Here is a 23806-nt window from a genome sequence, read left to right as displayed (position 1 = left end):
CTGTTTTTGATTCTAAAGAAATCAGATTGACCAAATGCAGGATATTATTGACAAGATGAAAACAGGTACTAAAGCACGTCAATTTATCAGTTGAATGGTGTGATGACAGGAAAATAAAAATAGTTCAATTCTCCTACATCACACCATCCTGATGGTTAAAAATGATCTTTAGTTCGATAAATCGTCGTTCTTGATGCCACGCTTATTCTTTTTTATCTCGTCTTTCAGCTTACCAAAACGATAGTTCAGACTGACCTTAAATCGTCTGAAATATGTCTGGTAATTATTGGTTTGCAGAAAATCAGGACCGATGGTCTCTTCATTCACAAATCTGTATTTTGTAAATGGATTACTCACTGCTCCTGAGAGCGTTAGTTTATTTTGAATAAAATCTTTGTTTACAATAAAAGTGGAAGATTTAAATCCATTGGTTTTCCCTAATGGCAATAAAAGTCCGCCAGACTTTAACGTGAAATCTGCATTGGCTCGCCATCCTTTTTCAAAACGGTATCCAGTAGAAATATACACGTAGGCTTCAAAACTTGAATTCTTAACTTCCACCTGATCGACCTTGCCATAGAACGCAACATGTCTTAAGTCACTATTAAAGCTGGCATCCCAACGTTCCGTGAAGGGATAACTAAGATAGATATTGGTTTTAAAGACGCGGCCTTTACCATAATTTTCATAGCGCGTGAGGGTTACATTGGTTGAAGGGTTATAGGAAGAAAATGCATTGATGACACTGTTAAAGTAAAGATAGCCCAAGGAAATACTGACCACACCTTTCTTAGCTTTCAGGTAACTGAGCTGAAAAGCATTAGAAGTAATCGGCTTCAGATCCGGGTTTCCACTGGTTTCAAAGTTTGGGTTGGAGCGGTCTACAAAAGGATTTAACTGCGCAATAGCCGGTCGCTGTATCCTTTTGGAAAAAGAGGCGCTCACACTACTCTCGTCTTTAAACTTTCTATTGGCAACAATAGCGGGCACTACATTCAGGTATTTCTGCTGCAGTTTCGCATTACCTTCCAAATAATCTCCATTAATGATGGTCTCTTCTGCTCTTAATCCAGCCTTGAACTGCCAGTTTCGCGTCTGGTAAGCATAGCTGTTATAAAGGGCGAGCACATCCTGATTGTTATTGAAAACATTGGAACGTGCAGCATCTATTTCATATTGGCCGGTCAGCGGATTTAGGTTCTGGTATTGAAAATCACTTTTGTTTGTCCGGAAAATTCCTTTTATACCAGTCTCCATTCTTACTTTTCCAATCGGCTGGACATAATCTGCCTGCACCGTATGTTCATCCATGCTTGCGGCATTAGACTGACGGTAGTCCGACAGATCATAATTGACCTGATCGAATAGATCGATCACATTAAACAGCGAACTGTTGTTTTTCATATAGCGGTAAGAAATCGTCAATAGCTGGTCTTTATTTGCTTTAAAACCTAACTGATAATTCATGGCCGCATCCAGTCCGTCTCCCTTATTACGCTGATCATTTGACAAACGGTATTGCTGCTGATTTGCTCCGGTCAATACAGAATTTTGTGTAGCCCAGCCTGTAGTATTGGTCTTACTCCAATTGAATTGGCTGGAAAGCAGCTGCAGGGAATCCAGTTCGTAACTGGCTTCCAGACCGGCATAACTGGTATGACTATTGGTCTGATTCGTGTTCTGCTGTTCTAAATGTGTAGGCGCACTCCCTCTGGTTGTCCGAATCATTTCTCCTATAGTCTCAGGAGCATTATTTCTGCTTATTCCTGCAAATGAAGACAAACCAAATTTCCCTTCTTTAAAAGCGAAGGATCCAGCACCTCCAGGGCCACCTACCGGCCCTTTTTCGCTCACATTAACCGTTCCCTGATAGCCATTAGCGATCTCTTTATTGGTAATGATATTGATAATTCCGGCCAGCCCTTCTGCATCATATTTAGAAGGTGGTGTGGTAATTACCTCGATACTTTTAATGGTAGAGGCAGGAATACTGCGGAGTACATCTTTTGGGTTTCTTTCAATCATCGCCGATGGCTTTCCATTGATAAAAATACGGTAACTAGAGCTGCCTTTCAGCAACACGTTTTCTTGTCCATCTACCGACAGAAAAGGGACTTTTCGCATCATGTCCAGCAAACTACTGACCTTGCTTTGTGGATCTTCCTGAAGATTATAAATGATCCGATCTGCTTCCTGACTAATGACTGGCCTGCGACTGGTAATCGTGACATTGTGGAGTTGTTTACTGGAAGAATTGAGTACGATATCCGGCAGTTGAATTGACGTCATATCATTTACGGTGATCTTTTGTGTCAGGCTATCTGCTCCGATAGAAGATACTTTGATCAGGTAATCTCCTTTTTCATAAACCGTCAGATTAAACTTGCCATCCACATCTGCGAGTGCCGTAGCAATGATCTTTTGATGAGCTGCTCTGATGATCCGGAGGGTTGCAAATTCAATCGCTTGCTGGTTATTGCCAATTACCCTGCCTTTTATAGTATAAACAGCTTGCTGTTTCCGCTTTTCCAGTAAGATATTGTTGTCCATCTGACGAAATGAAAAGTCGGTATTTTTCAGCAGTTCAGTTAAGGTTTTTTCCAGGGTTCTGGTGTTTAAACTGAGCTGGAGCCCTTTGATTTCCTTAACATCAGCTTTGCGATAGTAAAAACGAAAGGTAGTTTGAGCCTCTATCTTTTTTATGCCGGATAATAGCCCTTCATTATCGAGTTTCATTGTCACTTTTGTATCGCCCATCCCCTGTCCATTTACGGGTAGAGCGAGCAACAATTGAAAAGAGCATAACAGAAATAAGGAAATGATAAAACTTACACGCATCAGCCAGATGATAAATTGTTTATTTAATGATATTGCAATAGTGAAAGGTGCATAAAACCTCCCTTTCCTCCACACATGTGCAGAATTTTTCATAGTTTTAAATGTTTTAAATGAGTCCAATTGTTTAAAACTCCGGAATTCCGGGATCCCTGTAGGCCGATAGCCGTCGGCTTACAGGTGATTATAGCTGCAGATGCTTCCTTGAGCATATTTGAGCAGTTTGATGAAGCTTAGCTGATATCCATTGTTCTATTATTTTGATTGTGGTTAATTGCAGCCTGGACCATCAATCATGATGATTCCATCTGGCCTGGTCTCCCATGTAGCGTTATTAAAAGCACAAATCACTTTTAAGATCTTTTCCAGATTGTCTCCATTCAAGGCGCTGCCACTAAATCTACAGTGCTTTAGCTGCTCATTATTAAAGGCAATCCTGACCTGGAAATGTTGTTGAAGTTGTAGGGCAGCATCAGCAAAAGTGATGTCATCAAATAACAGATCGCTGTCTTTCCAGTTGATAACAGCTTTAGCGTCGACTGTCTTTTCGGTAATAGCGCTGTTTGATAAATTGACGCTGACTTGCTGGTTGGGTGTAAGAATACTCAACAGTTTGCCATCGTCCTCTACTTTCACCTTCCCACGCGTGACAGTAACAACCAGCATTTGCGCATCCGATTTGATGTTAAAAGCCGTCCCAAGAACGGTAGTTAGCAACTTACCAGTATGGATCAGAAATGGTTTACTGCGGTCATGCTGGATATCGAAATAAGCTTCTCCGGAAAGATAAACTGCTCTTGATTTGCCATTAAAGGCTTTAGGATATTCCAGTTTTGAACCTTCATTTAACCAGACTTTACTCCCATCAGGCAGCGTGATCTGTTTATTTTGATGATCAGGAACCGTAACAGCAGTTAAGTCGGAGAACAACCTTCCTTTTTCCAGAAGCGGCCAGCCAAAGTAAACACTTAGAGAAATAAACAGTATGGCCGCAGCGGCAGCAATTTTATAAGCCCGTTTCTTTTCAGGCTTCATTTTAACTACGATAGGTTCATTTACAGGAATGCTATCTTTAATATCTGTAAATACGCTGGCAAGCCATTGATTTTTACCAGACTGGTCCAATGCCTGCCATTCAGTACCTGGGTTTCCCTGTTCTGCCAGCCATTTTTCAACGAGTTGATTTTCTTCGGCGGAAGTTTCCTTTTTTAGGTAACGGTCCAGTAAATCTTCAATATGATCTTGATTCATTTTCTCGGAATTTCACAATAGCCGTTTGAACCAGGGTTTGGTACTATAAGAAAATGAAATATATTTTTAAGGTTGGAGTATTTCTTGAATTAATGACACCAAAGGATCAATGCGGTGACAGATAGATACGCCAGCGATTCCCGTAAATGCTTGAGCGCAAAAGTCAGCTGATTTTTTACGGTCTGCTCAGAAAGCTGTAATTTTGCTGCTATTTCGGGGATACTGAGCTGTTCTTCGCGACTTAACAGATAAATTTCCTTCACTCTGGGAGATAGTCTATCCAGCGCCTGTCCGATTCCTTGTTTAATCTCCTTCGCAGCGATTAATTTTTCTGTTTCTGATTCGTAATTAACGCGTAAAGCCTGTACGATTGCAGCATAATCTTCACAGGTGATGTTCTTCCTGATTTTATCAACAATCCGGTAACGAATTAAGGTAAACAAATAAGCTTCCAGGTTTCGATCTACTTGTAATTGCTTCCGCTCCTCCCATAATTTCACAAAAACATCATGGATTACATCGCGGGAATCTTCTAAACTGTAAAGTTTAGCACTGGCAAAACCAGTTAGTTTTTCTGCATAACGGCTGTAAATCTCTGCAAAAGCGTGTTGATCATCTTCTTTTAAAAGATGGATCAATTGAAGATCGCTTAGAGGTTGATGGAAGGCCATTAGCTTTTAGAGTAGATGCTAAGGGCTAAGTTACAATAAATAGCTGCTTAACCTACAAATGACCTTCCCTCATCCCGCTCAAAATCAGAAAGTACGCTTAAAATCCCAGGCCACAATATTCCAATGCTCTACGCCATCATGATAAGTACCAATCACCTCAAAGCCCATCTTTTGATGCACCTTTAGTGACCGTGGGTTTCTAATAGAAATTTCAGTAACGCAAGCCTCATAATCTTTTGACACCCTGTTTTTTGTTTCACAGTAAAGTCTTTTTAACAAACCATGGCCTCTAAAATCTTCAGCTACACATACCTGCCCTCCTACTAAATACTGATAATCAGTTAATGGTTTTTGATTAAAAATGCAGGTTTCGAAAGCATTAAACATGGGTGTGATGGATGGCAACACGGTTTTCATCGAAGCGGTCATCGCTAAATTATAGCCGACCACTTTGCCTTGATGAACTGCAACAATCTGTGGTAACTCCATTGCAAGCGTTTCCAATAGGTCCAAGGTATGTTCTGCGAATACAAATCCTTGCTTTTCCTGATCTTCTTTACTGATCAAAGTATATAAATTTTGTCGTTGAAGTGCTAATATCTGTTCAAAATCCTGCTTCGTTGAAGCGCGCTTAAATGTAAATTCCATAGTTATTCATTTCTGATCAAATTTATTAGCTTTACGAATAGCATAACAGATACAATTTCGATAAAAACGACCATAACAGTTTGGTAAAATAACGGCGCAAATGAAGACAGACACCTTTTTGTATGAGAAAATTGCGGCCGACTTTAGTCGGCAGATGATCAATGGATTGCTTTTGGCCAATGATCAGCTGCCTTCTATCAGAAGTATCTGCAGCAGTTATCAAGTGAGCATGAGCACTGCTTTGAAAGCGTATGATATCCTGGAAAGTCAGGGTTTGATACATAGCAAACCTCAGTCTGGGTATTTCGTAAACCCTATCCGCAAACTGCCGGCATTACCAAATGTAAGTGTTCCATCTCCCAATATGGGGAACGAAGATCCATCTGCGCTGGTGAGTAAGGTATACCAAGCAGTCAATTCAGGTCAGGTGATGTTTTCTTTAGGTGTCCCCTCAAAAGCATACCTACCACTTGCTAAATTAAACAAGCTAGTGTGTAAGACCGTTTGGCAATTGGAAGACCATGCATCAGGTTATGAAAACCTCAATGGCAGTGCAAATCTACGCAGACAGATCGCCAGGATGTCTTATCAATGGGGCGGACAGCTCAGGGAAGATGAAATCTTACCAACAGCCGGCTGCACCGCTGCTATGGCTCATTGTTTAATGGCATTAACGGAAAAAGGTGACACTATAGTGGTAGAAAGCCCCATCTATTTTGGCATCCTGCAATTGGCAAAATCACTCGGTTTAAACATATTGGAATTGCCCAGTCATCCGCAAACAGGAATAGATCTGGAAGCTTTAAAAAAATCACTGCAGACAAATAAAGTGAAACTGTGTTTATTAGTTCCTAATTTCAGCAATCCAATGGGAGGAACTATGCCTGTTGAACATAAAAAGGAGTTGGTCCGTTTGCTGGAACAGTATGATATTCCCCTGGTAGAAAATGACATGTATGGCGACCTGTATTTTGGTAATGAGAGACCGGTTAACTGCAAAGCTTTTGATGAAACTGGCTTGGTCCTGCTGTGCAGTTCTGTCTCTAAAACACTGGCGCCAGGTTATCGCGTGGGTTGGCTTACACCAGGGAAGTTTGCAGAAAAAATCAATAGGGTTAAGTTTTCAAACACCATATCTTCCAGCAGACTGACGCAGGAAGTTGTAGCTTCATTCTTAGAGAAAGGGCGTTATGAACAGCATTTGAAAACATTGAGAAGAATTTTACATTTTAATAGTATGCGTTATCTAGAGGCTATTGAAAAGTACTTTCCGGATGACGTAAAAGTCAGCAGACCAGACGGTGGTTTTATGCTATGGATCGAGCTTGCAAAATATATCAATACAGCTGATTTATATGATAAAGCGATGAAACTGAACATCAGCATTGCACCAGGAAGGATGTTTACGCTACAAAATCAGTTCAACAATTGCATGAGATTAAGCTATGGATTACCGTGGAATGAAAGCAGCCATCAAGCCATTAAGACGATAGGCGCTTTACTATAATTTAACTAATCAATTTTAGCATTCCTAAGCCTTAATGAGTTTAGAATCACGGAAACAGAGCTAAAGCTCATGGCCAATGCAGCGATCATTGGAGAAAGCAAGATTCCAAAAAACGGGTATAAAAGACCTGCTGCTACTGGAATTCCCAGTACATTATAGCCCAAGGCAAAGAAAAGATTTCCTTTGATATTGCCCATTACTTTATGACTCAGTAATCTGGCTTTGGCAATTCCATTCAAATCGCCTTTTACTAAGGTAATTGCCGCGCTTTGAATCGCTACATCTGTTCCTGTACCCATTGCAATCCCAATATCAGCCTGCGATAATGCCGGGGCATCATTAATCCCATCGCCGGCCATGGCTACCATTTTACCCGCAGCCTGTAGTTTCTTGATTTCATTTAACTTGTCTTCCGGCAGCATCTGCGCTATGAAACCATCTAGGTTTAAAGTCTGACTTACCGCTTTTGCAGTATCTTCGTTATCCCCGGTAAACATTAAAACCTGCAATCCCTCCTCCTGTAATTTACGGATTGCAGCTGCACTGGTTTCTTTAATCTTATCTGAAATGACCACGAAACCTACCGCAAACTTCCCTACCGATAAGTAGGAAACTGTTTTACCCAGTTTTTGTGCAGACTTCACCTGTTCATTCATCTCAGCAGAAATTTCAGCACCTACATGCTCCATCAACTTCTGGTTGCCTAAAGCAAGATCCTCAGCTCCGAGTTTCCCAATAACGCCTTTACCTGTTACGGCTTCAAAATCAGATATGGGTTGTACCGCGACTTTCTTTTCTTCGCCATAACGAAGGGTTGCTGCCGCCAGTGGATGCTCACTGCTGCTGTTCAAAGCAACTATTCTTTCTAAAATATCATTTTCGCTGAAATCCGGCTGGACGCTGATTACTTTTTCAACGGATGGCTTTCCCTCCGTTACTGTCCCTGTTTTATCAATGATGACTACCTCAATCTTATTCATTTTCTCCAGGGATTCTGCGTTTTTAATGAGGATACCAGACTGGGCACCCTTTCCTACACCCACCATTACAGACATTGGCGTAGCTAACCCTAGGGCACATGGACAAGCAATAATCAGTACGGCAATCGCGTTTACAAAAGCGTACACATAGGCTGGATCGGGTCCATAAATAGCCCAGACCACGAATGTTGCGATCGCAATCAATACCACAACTGGCACAAAATATCCAGAGATTTCATCGGCTAGCTTTTGAATAGGTGCCTTAGAACGACTCGCAGAATTGACCATTTCTATGATTTGAGAAAGCAAGGTTTCCGAGCCTACTTTTTCGGCCAGCATCACAAAGGTTTTATTCCCATTGATCGTTCCTGAACTCACTTTGTCGCCAGGGTTTTTCTCTACCGGTACGGGTTCACCGGTGATCATTGATTCATCAATAGTCACCTCACCGGTTTTGATGCTGCCATCTACAGGGATTTTTTCTCCAGGTTTCACACGCAGCAGATCCCCTTTTTGAATGTCATCAATGGATACCATCAGCTCTTTTCCATCCACAATTTTTGTCGCCGTATTGGGCGCCAATTTTAAAAGCTCTTTGATGGCTGAATTCGTTTTTCCGTGTGCTCTGGCTTCCAAAAGTTGCCCCAGCAACACTAAGGTCAGGATCACTGTTGCGGCTTCAAAATAGACGTACACTGTTCCATGATGGGTTTTAAACTGATCTGGAAAGATATCCGGGAAAAGCATGGCGACAATACTAAACCACCAGGCCACTCCTGCACCAATTCCAATCAGCGTAAACATATTCAGCTTCCAGGTTGCAATTGATCTCCAGGCGCGTTCAAAGAACATCCAGGTTGCATAAAACACCACTGGTAAAGAAAAAACGAATTGAACCCAGTTCCAATATTTAAGGGCCATTAGTTTAAATAATGGGTTATCAGGCACCATTTCGGTCATGGCGATGATGAAAATAGGAACTGTAAATATTGCCGCTATCTTAAATTTACGCAGCAAATCTTCATAAGTATGGTCCTCTGCTTCCACATCCAATCCAGTGGGCACCAGGTCCATCCCACATATTGGGCATGCCCCAGGTTGATCACTAATGATTTCCGGGTGCATTGGACAGGTAAATTGGGAGGCCTTTTGTACAACTGGCTGCTTTAAAAGATCCATACCACAGACAGGGCAATTACCCGGTTGATCATAAGTCTTCTCTCCCTCACAATGCATCGGGCAATAATATACGCCAGCGGCTTCATTAACTTTAGGTGCCGGGGATACATGAGCTGCTTGATGTACCTGTGCTTTCTGAGGAGTCGAATGATGACTCGCCATTTCAATCTTATAATTTCCCACAACTGATAATGCTTCCTGCAATTTTTCAGTTGGAATATGGGTATCCATCGTAATCACAGCTTCTCCGGGGTCCAGAGTTACTGTTGCTGCTACTCCATCCATTCCATTTAAGGCGCTTTCAACTTTGGTTCTACAACCATCGCAGGTCATTCCGGTGATTTGGTAAGTATGCTTCATCATAGGAGGATTATAAGGTTAGTATTAGAAGATCAACAAAATGTCTGTACATATGTTTTTCTGCCATAAAACACGAGCAGTTTTACATTTCATGAAGAAACAAACCTAGAATAAAGACGCTACTTAAATTTATATAATTCTGTCCTTTTTTTATATAATCGGTATTCCTATCGAGTCATCTTTTTATAATCATTTCATAAAAAAAAGCCCCCAAATAGTTGGCTAACTTTTTGGGGGCAGTGCATAAAGGCTAAGCCTCTTTCATTTAATTATCGCTTATCTATTGAGGGAAAACGATGTCGGTAATCTGGTACCCTGCTTTCTTCACTTCTTTCCTAAGCTTTCCGCTTTTATCAAAAATGAAAAGATTACTGAATGGTTCAGCTCCCGAGAATATCTCCGGACTATCAGCGACATAAAGTTCTCCATTTTTAGGGTTCACTTTCCAGCTAGTGGCAAATATGATTCCTGCATTTGCATGGTCTACAAATTCTTCTGCTGTTTTAGTACGGGTATTAAATCTGCAGATGACGCCTCTGGAGGTTTCCTGCCAGTACAAATACTCATCTTTTCCACCAGAAGTCAGGATGCCATTAGCAGGGACTTTGAAATTAGCAGTCAGCTCTACTGAGTCTACCCCTTTATTGCTTTTATCTAATTTCACAAATTTGGCTTTGTTGGCCGTGCTTCCCTGAACGCCTACCCAATAGCTGTTATCACCACTTTTGACCACCCCAGCTACATTTTCTTTGTAAGTATTCAAGACCACGACTTTAGCACCTTCTACTTTTATCAGCTGTTTTCCTGCCCCAGTAACAATCGCTTGATTAACTGTATTGATGGGTACCAGGGATACTTCTTTACTTCCTTCCAGAATTGTTGATCCAATACTTTTATTCGTCAGATCAACCGTGTACAGACCTGATTTCCTACGATTGGTTACATTCACATAACCTGTTTTCCCATCTGTTGTGGCAAAATAGGTGACTTCGCTCGCAGCAGATTTATTGACAACATAGTTTAACTTCATCGTTTGTGCATCCACAACGCTCAGGAAATTTGGTCCAAAAGAAGAGGTGATGTAGTATTGGTTATTGAAGTAATACAAGTTGTTTGCTTCAGGAGATAAGGCTGCGCCAGGATTAGCCTTTGAAAAAACATTCAGTTGAATGGTTCCATCTTCGTCCATATGTGATAAACTAGAATTTCCAAAACCAGTTTCATCGGTATAACTCAACAGTAAAACCCCATCTCCATAAGGTCCAAGCACTTTTACACGATAATTTAGGGAAGTTTTACCTTTATCATTCTCTACAACGAACTCGATGTTGTAAATTCCTGGTTCGGCTTTTTTAAAGGTATAAGTTGCGGTACCCGCTACTTCTTTTCCATTCTCTAGCCATTGATATCGGTTGGTTTTACCTATGATTTGAGGTGACAGGATCAACTCCTTCCCTACCTTGACGGTCATCAGACTGTCGCTCTCCGCCTGATAGGTTAATCTGGCGATTTCTGTCTCTTCTTTTTTGCAGGATACAGCGAGTATACCCAGGCAAAACATTGCTACTATGGTTTGTTTTATATTCATCTTTTGCTTTAAACCACAGCAAACGGAATAAAAAGAATATGGGTACCCCAAAAAGAGTATCCTCATTCCAGCTTCAATCCCCGAAAGCTATGAATTATAAATGCTAAAGGCAGGTCTTCTGACTTGCTCCCCTAAGTACGGTCTTCCCATTACGTTAATAACAGTGACCTTGAATTGTACCTCGGTTAAGGAGCTTACAGCTGCGGGACAGTTCCGGATTTACACCAGATTCCCTTTTAATTCCGGGTGTATGCCGGAAACCAAAAGCGCCGCAAAGATATAAATCTAACTGAATAATTTAGCAGATGCGCTGAGCTTCCAGCAGGTATTAGGAGAAATGAGGTCATTTTTCTTAAGCTTAAAATCCACTATTTCCTTAAATAACAAAGCGCCCGAGTCATAACGACCCGGACGCTCCCCCAATATTATATTCCAGGTAGGCTTCTTTATTTTGAAACCTGCCCTTTATTTAAATAACCTTTACTGATCTCCTGATCAGAAAGCATTTTATTAAATACTTTCAAATCGTCTACCGCACCAGAGAAACCATTTTTTGCACTGCCTAAATTCTGCAATGGAAACACCAATGTTTCTACTTTTAACATTTTTGCTTTAGTATCCGGGAATAAGATTTCCTTACCCATCATTTTCTCCTGAAGTTTTCCATTGATGTACAATGAAGTTCCTTTATGGTCACCAGTGATCACTACCTGTGTCCATTCATTTGCTGGCAATTGGTAATTAAATTCATAATCCATTCCTTCTCTGGAGAAGCCTAGCTTTTGAGATTTAGTGGAGGATTTAACTACCCCATTTTCTGAGCTAAATAAGATCCGCTCTCCTACCGAGTTTTGATCCGGTTTTAACCACATAGAAACGGTATAACCATAGCCAATTTCTTTAAGCGGCAATTGCAGGAAGCTGTTCTCGCCTGATAAAACCAGGGCATTACCATTGATCCCTTTAGCAAAGTTTACCTTATTTTTAACTGCAGCTCCACGCTTATAGCTGGATTGATCTTTAAGTTTTGAATCTTCAAAAGTATAATTCAGCACCAATGAGTCTTTCCCTAAAACATAACCAGCTACGTTAACGCCAGGTCCTTCTTTAATTCCTTTTCCTTTAACCAGGAAATCTTTAAAAGGAATGCTGTCTGTTCCAGCCCACATCTTTTGAGATAAAACTTGTAATGCAGGGAAAACGCGGTCATGAACATCTTTCTCTGTAATACCGTTTCCAGCTGGTGATTTATCATTCCACACGGCAAACATTCCTCCAATAACGGCAGGATCTCCGGCCTGGAAAGTCACATCACCAATATTTACGGGCTCCCATTTTCTATACAAATTCTTTAAGTTCAGGTAATCATAGTAATAGCCTGCTGCCGGAACGATGTATAGCCAACCATCAGGAGTACTGATTTGCGGATAACCTAGTTTTTTCATTGCCCTGGGTTCACCGTAACCATTGTACCAGGCATTCATCGCCACCCCTTTAACCGTCACAGGAGTTTTCCCTTTTGCGTGAGTCAAGGCACCCCAAACACGAACATCTTTTCCAAATCCCTGTGCATATTTGATAAAGTAATCCGTGAAATACCTGAATTTTTCGGCTTCCTCTTTCGCATATTCGTCGGTACCAATGTGGACTACCTTCCCTTTAAAAACTGGGTTTGGGCCCTCCAGGTATTCTTTAAATATATTACTTACAATCTCGTAAGTTTTAGGATGATACAGATCCAGGTGATCCATACCATATTTTTTACTGCCAATTTCAGGGAGAATTCTGGTGATGGCTAAGGAGTGTGCAGGCACATCAATTTCAGGAATAATCACTACGCCATAATCATCGGCCATCTCCTGAAGTGCAATAAATTCTTTCTTCGTATAATGTCCATCTTTAGCCGTTAGCGCTGGGTAAGTTGTACTTTCCAGACGGAAAGCAGCGTACACATCTTCCCATTTGTTCTTAAAATAGATGGGAAATCCGTTGTCATTTAAGTGAATGTGGAATTCGCTCATTTTATAGTAGGACATCATTTTCACATATTCTCTGAGGAAATCCATGGTAAAGAACTTTCTTCCTACGTCAAGCACTAATCCTCTGACCGCATATTTAGGATAATCTCTACTTTGTCCTTTTACGATATGGTGATTTACGGGGTCCTGTTCCAGCAATTGCAGTAGTGTTCTTGTGCCCCAGATCGCTCCTTTTTTATGCAAAGCATTGATCTGAAGGTAATCGTCAATGATCATTTCATATCCTTCCTCGCCTAATCCTTTGTCGGATGTTTTCAGGGATAATACAATATCGCCAGTTGCAGGTTTCCCTATTTTGATTTCCAAAGGAAGATTCATGGCCTTCAGGTCTTTTTGCAATAGATCAGCAATTCCTCGTAAAACAGGATCATGGTCTGCCAGGACAATGCGGCTTTTCTTTTTCAATTGAAAACTACCTGTTGCCCCATGCCATTCTCTTAAGGCTGGAATCACAAAAGGTTTAGCATTGATTGCTTTTCCCTGGTCATTGAACTGACCTGGCACCTTTAAAGTGATCGTTTGCATATCCATGGTCAGCTGATCACTTTCCCGTTTCAGCTGATAGAACAAAGAAACGTCTACATTTTCGAGTGGCATAAAAACCTTTCCATCGGCATTGACGACTGTTAGGCGATCGGTTCCTTTTAAAACGGCAGAAAATCCGTTAGGTACTTTCAGTTTAGGGATGGCAGTATCACCAGATTTCAGAGCGGCAGAAAAAGCCACCTGTTTCCCAATTTCTCCAAACAAGACACTATCGGTCTGCTGGGCAAATACCTGTCCGCCAAATAAAAAGGCGCAGGATACCATTGCGTATAGTTTTTTCATATTCATATTTTAGGTTTCATTGAAAACAGCGCATCTCTCCGCCTTTCCAGCGATTATACTTTAGAGAAGTCTAGAGCTTCTTAATGGTTCAGTATGGTATCGCTTACACAATGCTAATAAAATATCAGGCAATAAGACGACAAATGAAGGCACTGAAATCGCACAAACGTTTGCGGTATGGTATTATCCCTATTTTTAAATGAAGAATTTGTTCTGCTTAATTAAGATTGCTATATTCCAAGTTGTCGCATATCCCCCCTAAATATGTCATGTTATCCCAGTACCTTCCTATCTCTGAAAGAATATATTTGTATTAGGATGACCTTGTTACAATTTACAAAATCTGTTTTTGATCCCTCCTGGTTTGGGATGAACGACGATTCCATCGGGTGGAACGAATCGGTAATGATCGTCGTATTTATAATATGGGCGTCCAGTTATACCTATTTATTGCTCAGTCTGCGTTTCCAGATAAAAAAAGTTAAAAGCAATATCAGTTTAGCTTTATTATTCATCAGTTCCATCGGGCTAATCATTGTTGGTTTCCTCAATACAGGTACTGTTTGCCAAATAATAGATGAAAAGCCAGTTTGCAACCCCACTAAAGTTGATTCAAATGAAAAGCACGTCAAGTACCACTAATCCAAAAAGCATCTCAGATTACATTTCTAATTTTCCAGATCAGGTACAGATGATGCTGGAGGAACTTAGGAAAACCATTAGGGAAGCCGCTCCTGAGGCGGAGGAAACCATTAATTATGCCATCCCTACTTTTACTTTAAATGGCAATCTGGTCCATTTTGCAGCTTATAAAAACCACATCGGTTTTTACCCGGCGCCCTCTGGAATTGAGGCTTTTCATTCAGAATTATCAGGCTATCAAATGGCCAAAGGTTCTGTAAAATTCCCAATTGAGCAGGCGCTTCCCCTCGAGCTGATTCGCAGGATTGTTGCTTTTAGAAGGCAGGAAAACTTAGGCAAAGCAAAAAAAACAAAACCAGCTAAGTAATTTTCTGAGTACTTATTTATTTCTAACCGGTTTATTTCTAGGTGGGCTGATGTGATAACTTCCCCTACTAAATTTCAATACGCTTTTATTCAGCTTGTTTTTTACAACTTTTGCTTCGCATTCTTCTCCCATCTTAAACGATTCGGTATTGGTGATTTTACTATTGATGAGCAGATCGGCGTAACCATTAGTTTTGCTGCTGGACACTTCAATATTAGTCATTTTGTTTTCGAAAACTCCAGCACAATGCATGTCCCATTCTCCATTGTACTGCTCTAAAACCAGTTTGTCGACTACTTTAATTAAGGTATTTCCCTGTGGAACAAACAAAGAGATCGTTGTCTGGCTAAAAGGATTTGGGCTGGAACTGCCTACAAATTGTGTCGTGATACCAAAAGCCCTGGTCTGTGGATTTAACCGATAAGGCGCTGTATCTATGCCAATATCCTCGATACGAACCGCGTCGGATTCCCAATAACCTTCTTCATCATACTTTTGCAGGATCTTACCTGTTGCCGATTCCACCACTAGAACATAAGCATCCATGGTATAGGAACTTCCCCCATCTTCTTCGCTAACCAATACAGGAATACTGAAGATCGTTTTACCAGGGTCATTTGGCATTGCTTTCGTGCGGATAAACTCTTCTTTAGTTTTGGCAAGCGGAATTCCCAGCTCCTTGAGCACCCGACTAATCAACAGGCTATCTGGCTCAATAGCTGCAGCCCTAACCCACAAGCAAGAAGTAGTACAGAGCAATAATATTATAAGGTGTTTTTTCATAAATCAACTCTTATTAAGCGCTTCCAACTAAAAATCGGGGAGAACGTCAGCTCTAAAATAACATAACCATCTTGAAATATCAGCTAAAATAATTATGGATTAGTTGAGCGTCGCTGTCAAAGTCTGTCCTTTATTCAAATTAACCTCGTAAACCTCTCCTATTTTAGCCACAGATTTAACATTCCATACGGGTTGAATCCCATTAAAATTATCCTTAATCTGGAGCTTACCAGTTCTGCCTGCAGTAATGCGGAAGCTAGTTGTTTTGTTATTTTTACGAATCGCTGAAACCAGGTGACCACCTTCTGCCCTAAGGTCTGTAAAAGAAGCATCTGCCCATTTCTTAGGCATGGCAGCAAAAATACGGATCAGGCCTGTATGAGGATCTCCAGGCGTAACGCTCCAGCTTTGCATCAACATTTCATGTACTGCCTGCGAAGCCAGAAAATTACCTTCCAGCGTAAATGGGCGGTAAGTAAAACCCGAATAACCGCGCTTAGTTTGATCGCCGTTTACATGGAAACCATTGCGCAAGATAAAAGCTTTAACGAAAATATCCAGGTTTTTCACAGCCCCTTCTCCATCACCTACCCTTGCTTTCAGGCAGCTCATCCAGGAGAAAGTATAACCTACCCAAGATCGGGTGCCTAATTTATCCCAGCTTTTCAAACTAGCTTCTATTACTTTCGCATCGGCTTTGCCAGACTCATTGTTGATCAAATTGAAAGGATAAATCCCGATGATGTTGGATAAATGTCTGTGGCTTTCGGTCAACTCATATTTTGCATCTAAAAGTAATGTACTATCCTCTTTCGTATGGAAATCACCTAACGCTATTGCCGCGTCTCCCCATTTCTTCACTTCTTCGTTTTTACCCATTTCTCCAGCCATTTCCTTTAGAGAGAGGAACAGCATTTTTAAGCTCATCAGGTCGTAATTGCTATTGGGCTCCAACCATGCCTTCGGACTGTTATCAAAAATTTCCGGAGAAGAAGAAAGCGGCAATTTCAACAGGCCATTGCTGTCTTTCTGCAGTAAACCCAGCATACATTCTCCCACTTCGGAACTCCATGGATAAGCTTTTTCCTTCAGGAAAGTATCATCAGCCGTATAAAGCCAATGTAAATAAAACAGGTGTGCACTCCATGCGCTCATGGTTGGCGACATACTATATTGTCCCCATCCGCCTAATGGCTGACCAGAATAAGACATCACACCCGGACAAGCCAGCCCTTTAGTACCATAAAAATCTCTCGCAAAATCCCTGAAGAAATCCCGGCGATCCCAAAGGAAATTCAGGTACGAAGCCCCTTCATCGTATCTTCCGGATTCCTGATAAGCCATATAAGTCATCTGCGTATTCAGGTCGTTATGGTAATCGCCTTTCCATGGTGGTAAAGTGCCGTTATCTGCAGTCCAGACTCCTTGGAGTGGCATAGGCGGGGCATTTAAGCGAGATGCTGCACCATAAAAATACTGCACCAGGTTGTATTGTTTCTGAACCGCTGTATCTGGAATCTGAACACTCGATTTCTTCCAAAAATCCGCCCACCACTGTACATGAGGTTTGCGCATCGCGGGATATCCCTTGTTTAAAGCAATGGCACATCGCTGACGGGCCAATGCCAAAGGGTCTTTGCTATCGGCTGTAGAAGTAATGCTCAAAGCGATCAAAGTTTCTTTATTACTTTTCTTTCTCTCGATATATACGCAATATTTCAGGCCCTCGGCAGCTTCCTGGATATACCATTCGGCATTGGCCGATTTTCCTTTTATCGCTTCAGGATAACCCAGTTTACTGACAGATCCGCCGCTGCTTGGTCCACCGTCGCCCTTTACGGTTTTCCGATACACCTCCATCGGACTGAACAACTGAACTTCATCCGGTACTACTCCTTTAATAGACAGCATCGCCACCGGATCTTTCGCACTATAAAAAGCATGCATTTGTCCTCCGGAATTGAACCTTGCCACGCCTTCTGCCGTCGCTTCCAGCAGTTCAAAATTCTTCAGTACTTCTCCTTTAGGAAATCTAAATTCAATCCTCCCCGCAGGCAATTTCGTCGGACTCACCCCATTATAAGCTTCATCCCACCAGGAATTTACCGTATTGAATTCCTTTTGAGCAATGAGTGCTGCTCCCTTATGATAAGTATATTTTTTCCACCATTCTTTCTCTCCATGCGTACGCTCGTCCCATAAATCACCTCTATCTAAAGAGAGTTTGACGGTGTTATTCTCCCCCCATAACAAGCCTCCCATCAATCCATTACCGAGTGGCAATGCTTCATCCCAGGCAATTACAGGTGCTTTAAGTACGAGATTATAAGCAGATTCAGGTAAGACTGCCTGCTGAGCACTGGCCGAAAGGCCCATGCAGCTATTTAAGATCAGGAAACAGGTTTTTAAGATTTTAGGTTTAAGCATTAACGTCTAGGTTTTTCGTTGTTTTACATTTGTGGTTAATGGCAAAGATAAATGCCACCACCTGGTCGGCGAATAGATTAATTAACTATTTTAATGGATTATCTGATGAAGCCATTCCAGTTTTTTAGCTAATCTGTATATTCGTGCCATGAGTATCAATGCACAATTTCCGCTACTCTCGAATTGCACCTATCTAAACACTGCCAGTTCGGGTATACTATCTACTTCTATTTTAGAATGGAGAAAATCACATGATGAAGATTTTTTCCGTCGCGGTAGTGACTTCCGCCTCGAGCAACGGAGTTTTTTACAGGATGTGAGGGAGCATGTGGCCAGATTCTTTCATAGCAAGGCAGAAAACACTTTTCTTGTTCAAAACATGTCTTACGGTTTTAATACCTTCCTGGATGGCCTGGCGCCGGATCATAAATTTTTGCTGATCAGCAGCGATTATCCATCAGTGAATTACCCAGTAGAAAGCAGAGGGTTTCCATGTGAGTATGCCCTTGCGGATGAAGCTCTTGAACAGCACATTTTGGATAAAATTAAAACATTTAACCCATCCATCTTGGCCATCAGTTTGGTTCAATATGCCAGTGGCATTCAAATAGATCTCAATTTCATCAAAACTCTAAAGGAAAGCTACCCAGATTTGCTGATTGTAGGCGATGGAACTCAGTTCTGTGGTACAGGTAGTTTTAACTTTGAAGCATCGGGATTGGATGTACTCATCAGCAGTGGCTATAAATGGATGCTTTCGGGATATGGCAATGGATTTGTTCTCCTCAAAGATCAGGCTTGCGCGAGCTTATATCAGAAAAGAATTAGTTATTCACTCCCTACAGAGATCTTTTTAAAAGACAGAAGCATGTTGTCGCTTTGTTTTGAACCAGGCCACCTGGATACCTTTAATTTTGGCACGCTGAAACAGGCTATTTTAAACTTTGAATCCATTGGTATGGATGTCATTCAGCAAAAATTGCAATCCATTGGCGGACGGGCAAAAAAGGCATTAACGGATCGTGGACTGCTGTCTAACACTGTTGCAGCAAGGAAACTGCATAGTACCATCTTTAATATTTCTACAGATGTTGAATTGACGCAACGCCTGCAGGAAGCTAACATCTTGCTTACTCCACGTGGGGAAGGATTAAGACTTTCCTTCCATTTTTACAATACCGAGGAAGATCTTGAAAAGCTATTAAGCGTATTGGATCAGCATTAACAGTGATAGATTCATGTTATTTCAATAAAAAAGCCGAATTCCCTAAAGAGAATTCGGCTTTCTTGCTGGCAGTTGCAGCAATGAGTGCTCCTATTTATTTTTTGGCCCGTAAGCATTGATTTTTTCCAGTAACTCTTCTGCATTAAAATCGATGTGTGAGGCCGTCAGGTACACCAAAAAGTGTCCATTTTCGTCAGTATTATTGCTAACAGCCATCTTCGACAACTTCTTACTGATCATTGCTTTGTAGTGATCTACATTACTCAAATGAAGTGTCACTAATACGTCTGCGCCCATTTTAGTCAGGCTAAGTTCTTCAATATCTTTCCAATTGATCAGCCCGGCAGCCTTACTTGCAGGAGTAACCCTGGACGTAATGCCTTCTGGTTTTAGGGAAATCATTGGCGACTTATCTTTAGCGGCGATTAATGATTTAATCAGACAGAAGGTGAAAATAAGCACACCAATCCCGGAGATCACCGCTGGTTTAGGTAAATATCTATCTGAAATAAGACCTGTACTATAAAGTAGAATACCCAATAGCAATGCGATAATACCAACATAAATTAAAACGAGTTGATTTGATTTTTTTTGATTTCTATAAAATTCCATGTTAATTTTTAATTAACCTTCCACATTTACAAAGAGCAGGTTAAGGTTGAGTAATGATAAAGGCGTTTATACACCTTAATTATCGGCCTTGGTTTCAAAAATCAAGCCATACAAAAGTAAATTACCAAATTAGAACCTATCCTATTGAATACCTGAAACATCTCTTTTTTATCTATTTCTCGCCCGTTTTGAATATTGGCCTGAAAAATGAGCAATGATTATTTATGAAAATGTTCCTCAGCTTTGCACTCCTTTTTCTATCTGGTATTTCATATGGGCAAACCAGCAAATATGAAATGACCGCTGATTCGCTGAACAACATCGGACAAAGAGTAAAGATCATTCCTTATCTGGAGCAGGAACTAAAAGCAAAGCCAAAGAATGAAATTTTACTGAGGATGCTGGGCTTCTTCCATATTGAGAATAAAAACCCGGATGTTGGACAACAATATTACCGGGAAGCCTTACTGGTTAACCCGAACTGCGCAAAATGTTATATGCACATCGGGAGGACTTACGCAATGCGCAACGACTTCAAAAAGGCCTTGGAGTACTTTAATCTGGCGGTGCTTACTGATCCCAAAGACGGTGATCTGTTTTTGTGGAGGGCAAAATTAAAAACACGTCAAGGTGATCTGACTGCTGCTATGGCTGATTATAATCAGGCCATTACCCTATTGCCAAACGATTTAATCCCGTACCTGCAACGTGGCTCCCTTCAATACAAAATGGAAAACCTGGACGGTGCTTGTCAGGATTACCAAACTGCTAAAAAATTAAACCTTCAGCAAAAGACCATAGATACCTTGTTCAGGAGCCAGATCAATGCTGCCCTGGAGGACATCTGTAATCCCGCAAAACCCAGCTATTTTTACCAGAGAGGCATCGCCTATTATAACTTAAAACAATACCCATCTGCATTGGGTATTTATGAGCAGGGGCTAAAAAAATTCCCCAGCGACGGCATGACCCTAAATTTCATAGGGAACACCTACCTGGCACTGAAACAATACCATAAAGCATTATCATCCTATCAGCTTGCTTTAAAAAACAAGGAAAACCTGATACAAGCCATCAAAACTAATACAAAGTTTTCTATAGGCTCCCAGGAAGCAGTTTCAAAACCTGAAAACGAGACTGTAAATACCTTTCTTGCAGAAATCCATTACCATATTGCCGAATGTAAAATGTATACCGGTGCTGATGAAGACGCACTCTGCGAGATCAATATCGCCATAGCATTGGCACCAGATTCAGCCGATTTCCCTAAAGACAGTTATCTAGCTCTGCGGGAAAAGATCTCAAAAAAATTAGCTTCCAAAAATATTCGTACACATTAGTAACCAATCAATAATTTTAATTAATATTACAGTGTTAGAAGTCTAGCGAAAGATTTCAAGTAATAATTTATAACTTTAATCTTAATACCATTCTAATTTTAAAACAAAGTATGAGATTAGACTCCTATCCGGGGATTGAAAAAGTTGGCTTCATCCAGTTGCAGCAGCTATTAGATGAAGAAAACAAAGGTAGTTTTAACAGCATTATATCATTAGCTGAACTGCTTTGTGAAGTACCGATTGCTTTTATTGCAATTGAGAATGAAGACCAGACCTTACTAAAAACAAGTACCATATCCCTTGATACCGAACAGTCATGGACACTTCCATTCAGCGCTCTTTCCATTTTAGTTGTCCCAGATATCAGACTTGACAATCGTTTTTCTAACCACTATTTATTAAAATCAGGGATCTGTTTCTATGCCAGTTTCCCAGTCATAGACACTAAAAACGTTCTTTTGGCTTATCTGTGTGTGATGGACAAAAGACCTCGTGAACTGAGCAGCAGACAGATTAAAGGAATGGAACACCTCGCAAATCAGGCTGCTGAAAGTATCAGACTTAAGCTGGATCAGCAGGACTTTAAAAAACTGGCAAATGACAGTATTACCGCAACTCAGGAAATCGACACTATTTTTCACAATGCGATAGATGCAGTGATTATTGTGGATGATAATGGTGCCATATCTCAATGGAATCCAAAGGCTGAAGTCATCTTTGGATGGCTAAAAGCAGAAGTTATTGGCCAATCCTTTCAGGAAGTCATCCTTCCAAGCGCCTATCATGAGCAGTATATCCAACTCATGGCACATTTTAAATATGATGTAGCAGAAGACTATCCCAATTCTACTGTAGAAATTTCGGCCATTAGAAAGGACCAGAGTATTTTTGATATTGCGCTGAGCATTTCTCCGGCAACGATTCAGGGAAGGCATTTTTACATCTGTTTTGTGAGGGACATTACGAACCTCAATCAAATTGCTCAGGAACTGGATAAACAGCAAAAGTTTTATGAGAATATATTAAACAAACTCCCTACAGATATTGCAGTTTTTGATCCTGATCATAAATACCTGTTTGTAAACCCGGGAGCAATTAGTATTAAAGAATACCGCGACTTTATTGTAGGCAAAGACGATTATCAATACGCCGCATATCGCAATAGAGACACCGCTACCGCAGATTTAAGAAGGGCTCAATTTCTGGAAGTAAAAAACCGCGGTAAGGAAATCCGCTGGGAAGATAGCTTGAAAGACCCTGAAGGCAATACCATTACCCATTTACGTCGTATGTATCCCGTTTATGATGAAAACGGTGCGCTCTCCATGGTAATTGGTTTCGGCATAGACATTACTGAGCGGAAGATCATGGAAGAAAAACAAGCTGCATTGGTGCAGCAATTGTCCTCCCAAAATACACAGCTGATCGATTTCTGTAATATCGTTTCCCATAACCTGAGGGCACCACTGGTCAATATGTCTATGCTGGTAGAATTTATAGAAGACACGAACAATCCTGAAGAACAAAAAACACTAATTTCCAAACTAAAGCCGGTTATTGACAACCTGCACACCACTTTTAATGAATTGGTAGAATCCATCCAAATTAAACAAGACCTGGAAATTAAATCAGAAGACATCCTGTTGACAGACTGTATCCGCCGGACTTTTGAAGGATTACAGTCGGAGATTAACAAATCAGAAGCCATCATAGAAACGGACTTTGAAGAGGCGCCTTCAGTTTATTTTCCAGCAAAATACCTATATAGTATTTTTCACAACCTTTTTAGCAACTGCCTCAAATACCAGAGTCCAAAAAGAAAACTAGTCATACAGCTTAAAAGCCAAAAATTAGATGGAAAAATATTGCTGTCATTTACAGACAATGGATTAGGAATTGACATGGAGAAACATAAAGACAACTGCTTTAAGATCGGAAAAGTATTCCATCATCACCCAAACTCAAAAGGATTTGGCTTATACATGACCAAAACTCAGGTAGAAGCGATGAAAGGTAAAATATGGGTAGAAAGCAAAATTGATGTTGGTTCTACCTTTTTTATTGAATTTATAAATCAAAGAGCATGAATTCGTTAAAAAAAATAGCCCTTATAGATGACGATAGCACGTTTGTTTTTTTGACAAAACGCATGATTAAGGCCGCAAATATCGCCACCCACATTGATGAATTTAATGACGGTCTTCAAGCCCTTACTTTCTTCAAAGCCAATCAAAATAATTATGAGCTACTGCCTGATGTGATATTTCTGGACCTCAGCATGCCCATTATGGATGGCTGGGAGTTTCTGGAGGAGTATACCGTTGTGCAGCCAAGGATAAGAAAAAGAATCATTTTGTACATCGTATCTTCTTCTATTTCCCCTCATGACATTGAAAGGTCCAGAAATTTCAGTGTGGTATCCGATTTCATTATTAAACCATTAAACAAAGAAAGATTTATCCAGATTATGGGCGAATTATCTTAGTGCATTTATGTCTATTTATTGCATTTAAAAACAATATAC

At 40.7% G+C, this 23806-nt stretch carries 16 protein-coding genes and 1 riboswitch; of the genes, 6 read left to right on the top strand and 10 right to left on the bottom strand.

The features are described 5' to 3' along the window. Nucleotides 1-168 precede the first annotated feature (168 nt). The 4 genes from K7X70_RS24030 to K7X70_RS24015 all read right to left on the bottom strand — a co-directional run bounded on the left by K7X70_RS24030 (nt 169) and on the right by K7X70_RS24015 (nt 5405). Nucleotides 169-2931 (bottom strand): TonB-dependent receptor, encoded by a 2763-nt coding sequence (locus K7X70_RS24030; protein ID WP_222539463.1) that lies wholly within the window; start codon nt 2929-2931, stop codon nt 169-171. Nucleotides 2932-3105: 174 nt separating this feature from the next. Beyond that, nucleotides 3106-4086 carry a FecR family protein gene (locus K7X70_RS24025; protein WP_222539462.1) on the bottom strand — a complete coding sequence of 327 codons (981 nt, stop codon included), beginning with the start codon at nt 4084-4086 and terminating at the stop codon, nt 3106-3108. An 89-nt stretch (nt 4087-4175) separates the two neighbouring features. Beyond that, nucleotides 4176-4757, bottom strand: a complete 582-nt coding sequence (locus K7X70_RS24020; RefSeq protein WP_222539461.1) for an RNA polymerase sigma factor — start codon at nt 4755-4757, stop codon at nt 4176-4178. Nucleotides 4758-4841: 84 nt separating this feature from the next. Next, nucleotides 4842-5405, bottom strand: coding sequence for a GNAT family N-acetyltransferase (locus K7X70_RS24015; RefSeq protein ID WP_222539460.1), 564 nt, complete (start codon nt 5403-5405; stop codon nt 4842-4844). Nucleotides 5406-5505: 100 nt separating this feature from the next. Here K7X70_RS24015 and K7X70_RS24010 point away from each other — a divergent pair, with 100 nt between their 5' ends. Then, the gene (locus K7X70_RS24010; RefSeq protein ID WP_222539459.1) at nt 5506-6912 is read left to right on the top strand and encodes an aminotransferase-like domain-containing protein; all 1407 of its coding nucleotides are present in this window, start codon (nt 5506-5508) and stop codon (nt 6910-6912) included. 5 nt (nt 6913-6917) lie between these two features. On the opposite strand, the gene K7X70_RS24005 is transcribed toward K7X70_RS24010, so the two are convergent. The 3 genes from K7X70_RS24005 to K7X70_RS23995 form a co-directional block, all read right to left on the bottom strand. Beyond that, nucleotides 6918-9434 carry a heavy metal translocating P-type ATPase gene (locus tag K7X70_RS24005; RefSeq protein WP_348636378.1) on the bottom strand — a complete coding sequence of 839 codons (2517 nt, stop codon included), beginning with the start codon at nt 9432-9434 and terminating at the stop codon, nt 6918-6920. Nucleotides 9435-9711: 277 nt separating this feature from the next. Beyond that, nucleotides 9712-11019 carry a DUF5074 domain-containing protein gene (locus K7X70_RS24000; RefSeq protein ID WP_222539458.1) on the bottom strand — a complete coding sequence of 436 codons (1308 nt, stop codon included), beginning with the start codon at nt 11017-11019 and terminating at the stop codon, nt 9712-9714. 91 nt (nt 11020-11110) lie between these two features. Continuing rightward, nucleotides 11111-11299: riboswitch (cobalamin riboswitch) on the bottom strand. Between the two features lie 166 nt (nt 11300-11465). Next, nucleotides 11466-13886 carry a glycoside hydrolase family 20 protein gene (locus K7X70_RS23995; protein WP_222539457.1) on the bottom strand — a complete coding sequence of 807 codons (2421 nt, stop codon included), beginning with the start codon at nt 13884-13886 and terminating at the stop codon, nt 11466-11468. 616 nt (nt 13887-14502) lie between these two features. On the opposite strand from K7X70_RS23995, the gene K7X70_RS23990 reads away from it, so the two are divergent. Next, on the top strand, nt 14503-14895 hold the full coding sequence (locus K7X70_RS23990) for an iron chaperone (RefSeq protein ID WP_222539456.1): 393 nt from the start codon (nt 14503-14505) through the stop codon (nt 14893-14895). Between the two features lie 12 nt (nt 14896-14907). Here the strand turns inward: K7X70_RS23990 and K7X70_RS23985 are convergent, their stop codons facing one another. Both K7X70_RS23985 and K7X70_RS23980 read right to left on the bottom strand, forming a co-directional pair. After that, nucleotides 14908-15678, bottom strand: a complete 771-nt coding sequence (locus tag K7X70_RS23985; protein ID WP_222539455.1) for a PA3715 family protein — start codon at nt 15676-15678, stop codon at nt 14908-14910. Between the two features lie 99 nt (nt 15679-15777). Beyond that, nucleotides 15778-18105 carry a glycosyl hydrolase family 95 catalytic domain-containing protein gene (locus K7X70_RS23980; protein WP_222539454.1) on the bottom strand — a complete coding sequence of 776 codons (2328 nt, stop codon included), beginning with the start codon at nt 18103-18105 and terminating at the stop codon, nt 15778-15780. A 148-nt stretch (nt 18106-18253) separates the two neighbouring features. Here K7X70_RS23980 and K7X70_RS23975 point away from each other — a divergent pair, with 148 nt between their 5' ends. Continuing rightward, the gene (locus K7X70_RS23975) at nt 18254-19330 is read left to right on the top strand and encodes an aminotransferase class V-fold PLP-dependent enzyme (protein WP_222539453.1); all 1077 of its coding nucleotides are present in this window, start codon (nt 18254-18256) and stop codon (nt 19328-19330) included. A 90-nt stretch (nt 19331-19420) separates the two neighbouring features. Here the strand turns inward: K7X70_RS23975 and K7X70_RS23970 are convergent, their stop codons facing one another. After that, nucleotides 19421-19942, bottom strand: coding sequence for an STM3941 family protein (locus tag K7X70_RS23970; protein ID WP_222539452.1), 522 nt, complete (start codon nt 19940-19942; stop codon nt 19421-19423). A 224-nt stretch (nt 19943-20166) separates the two neighbouring features. On the opposite strand from K7X70_RS23970, the gene K7X70_RS23965 reads away from it, so the two are divergent. The 3 genes from K7X70_RS23965 to K7X70_RS23955 all read left to right on the top strand — a co-directional run bounded on the left by K7X70_RS23965 (nt 20167) and on the right by K7X70_RS23955 (nt 23767). After that, entirely contained in the window at nt 20167-21282 is a 1116-nt protein-coding gene (locus K7X70_RS23965) for a tetratricopeptide repeat protein (protein WP_222539451.1), read from the top strand. Between the two features lie 110 nt (nt 21283-21392). Beyond that, nucleotides 21393-23369 (top strand): GAF domain-containing sensor histidine kinase, encoded by a 1977-nt coding sequence (locus K7X70_RS23960; RefSeq protein ID WP_222539450.1) that lies wholly within the window; start codon nt 21393-21395, stop codon nt 23367-23369. Next, entirely contained in the window at nt 23366-23767 is a 402-nt protein-coding gene (locus K7X70_RS23955; protein ID WP_222539449.1) for a response regulator, read from the top strand. The genes K7X70_RS23960 and K7X70_RS23955 overlap by 4 nt, the downstream gene beginning before the upstream one ends. Nucleotides 23768-23806: the final 39 nt, after the last annotated feature.

The organism is Pedobacter polysacchareus (genome assembly GCF_019802255.1).
GTDB lineage: Bacteria > Bacteroidota > Bacteroidia > Sphingobacteriales > Sphingobacteriaceae > Pedobacter > Pedobacter polysacchareus.
This window is presented reverse-complemented; position numbering and strand designations above follow the sequence as displayed.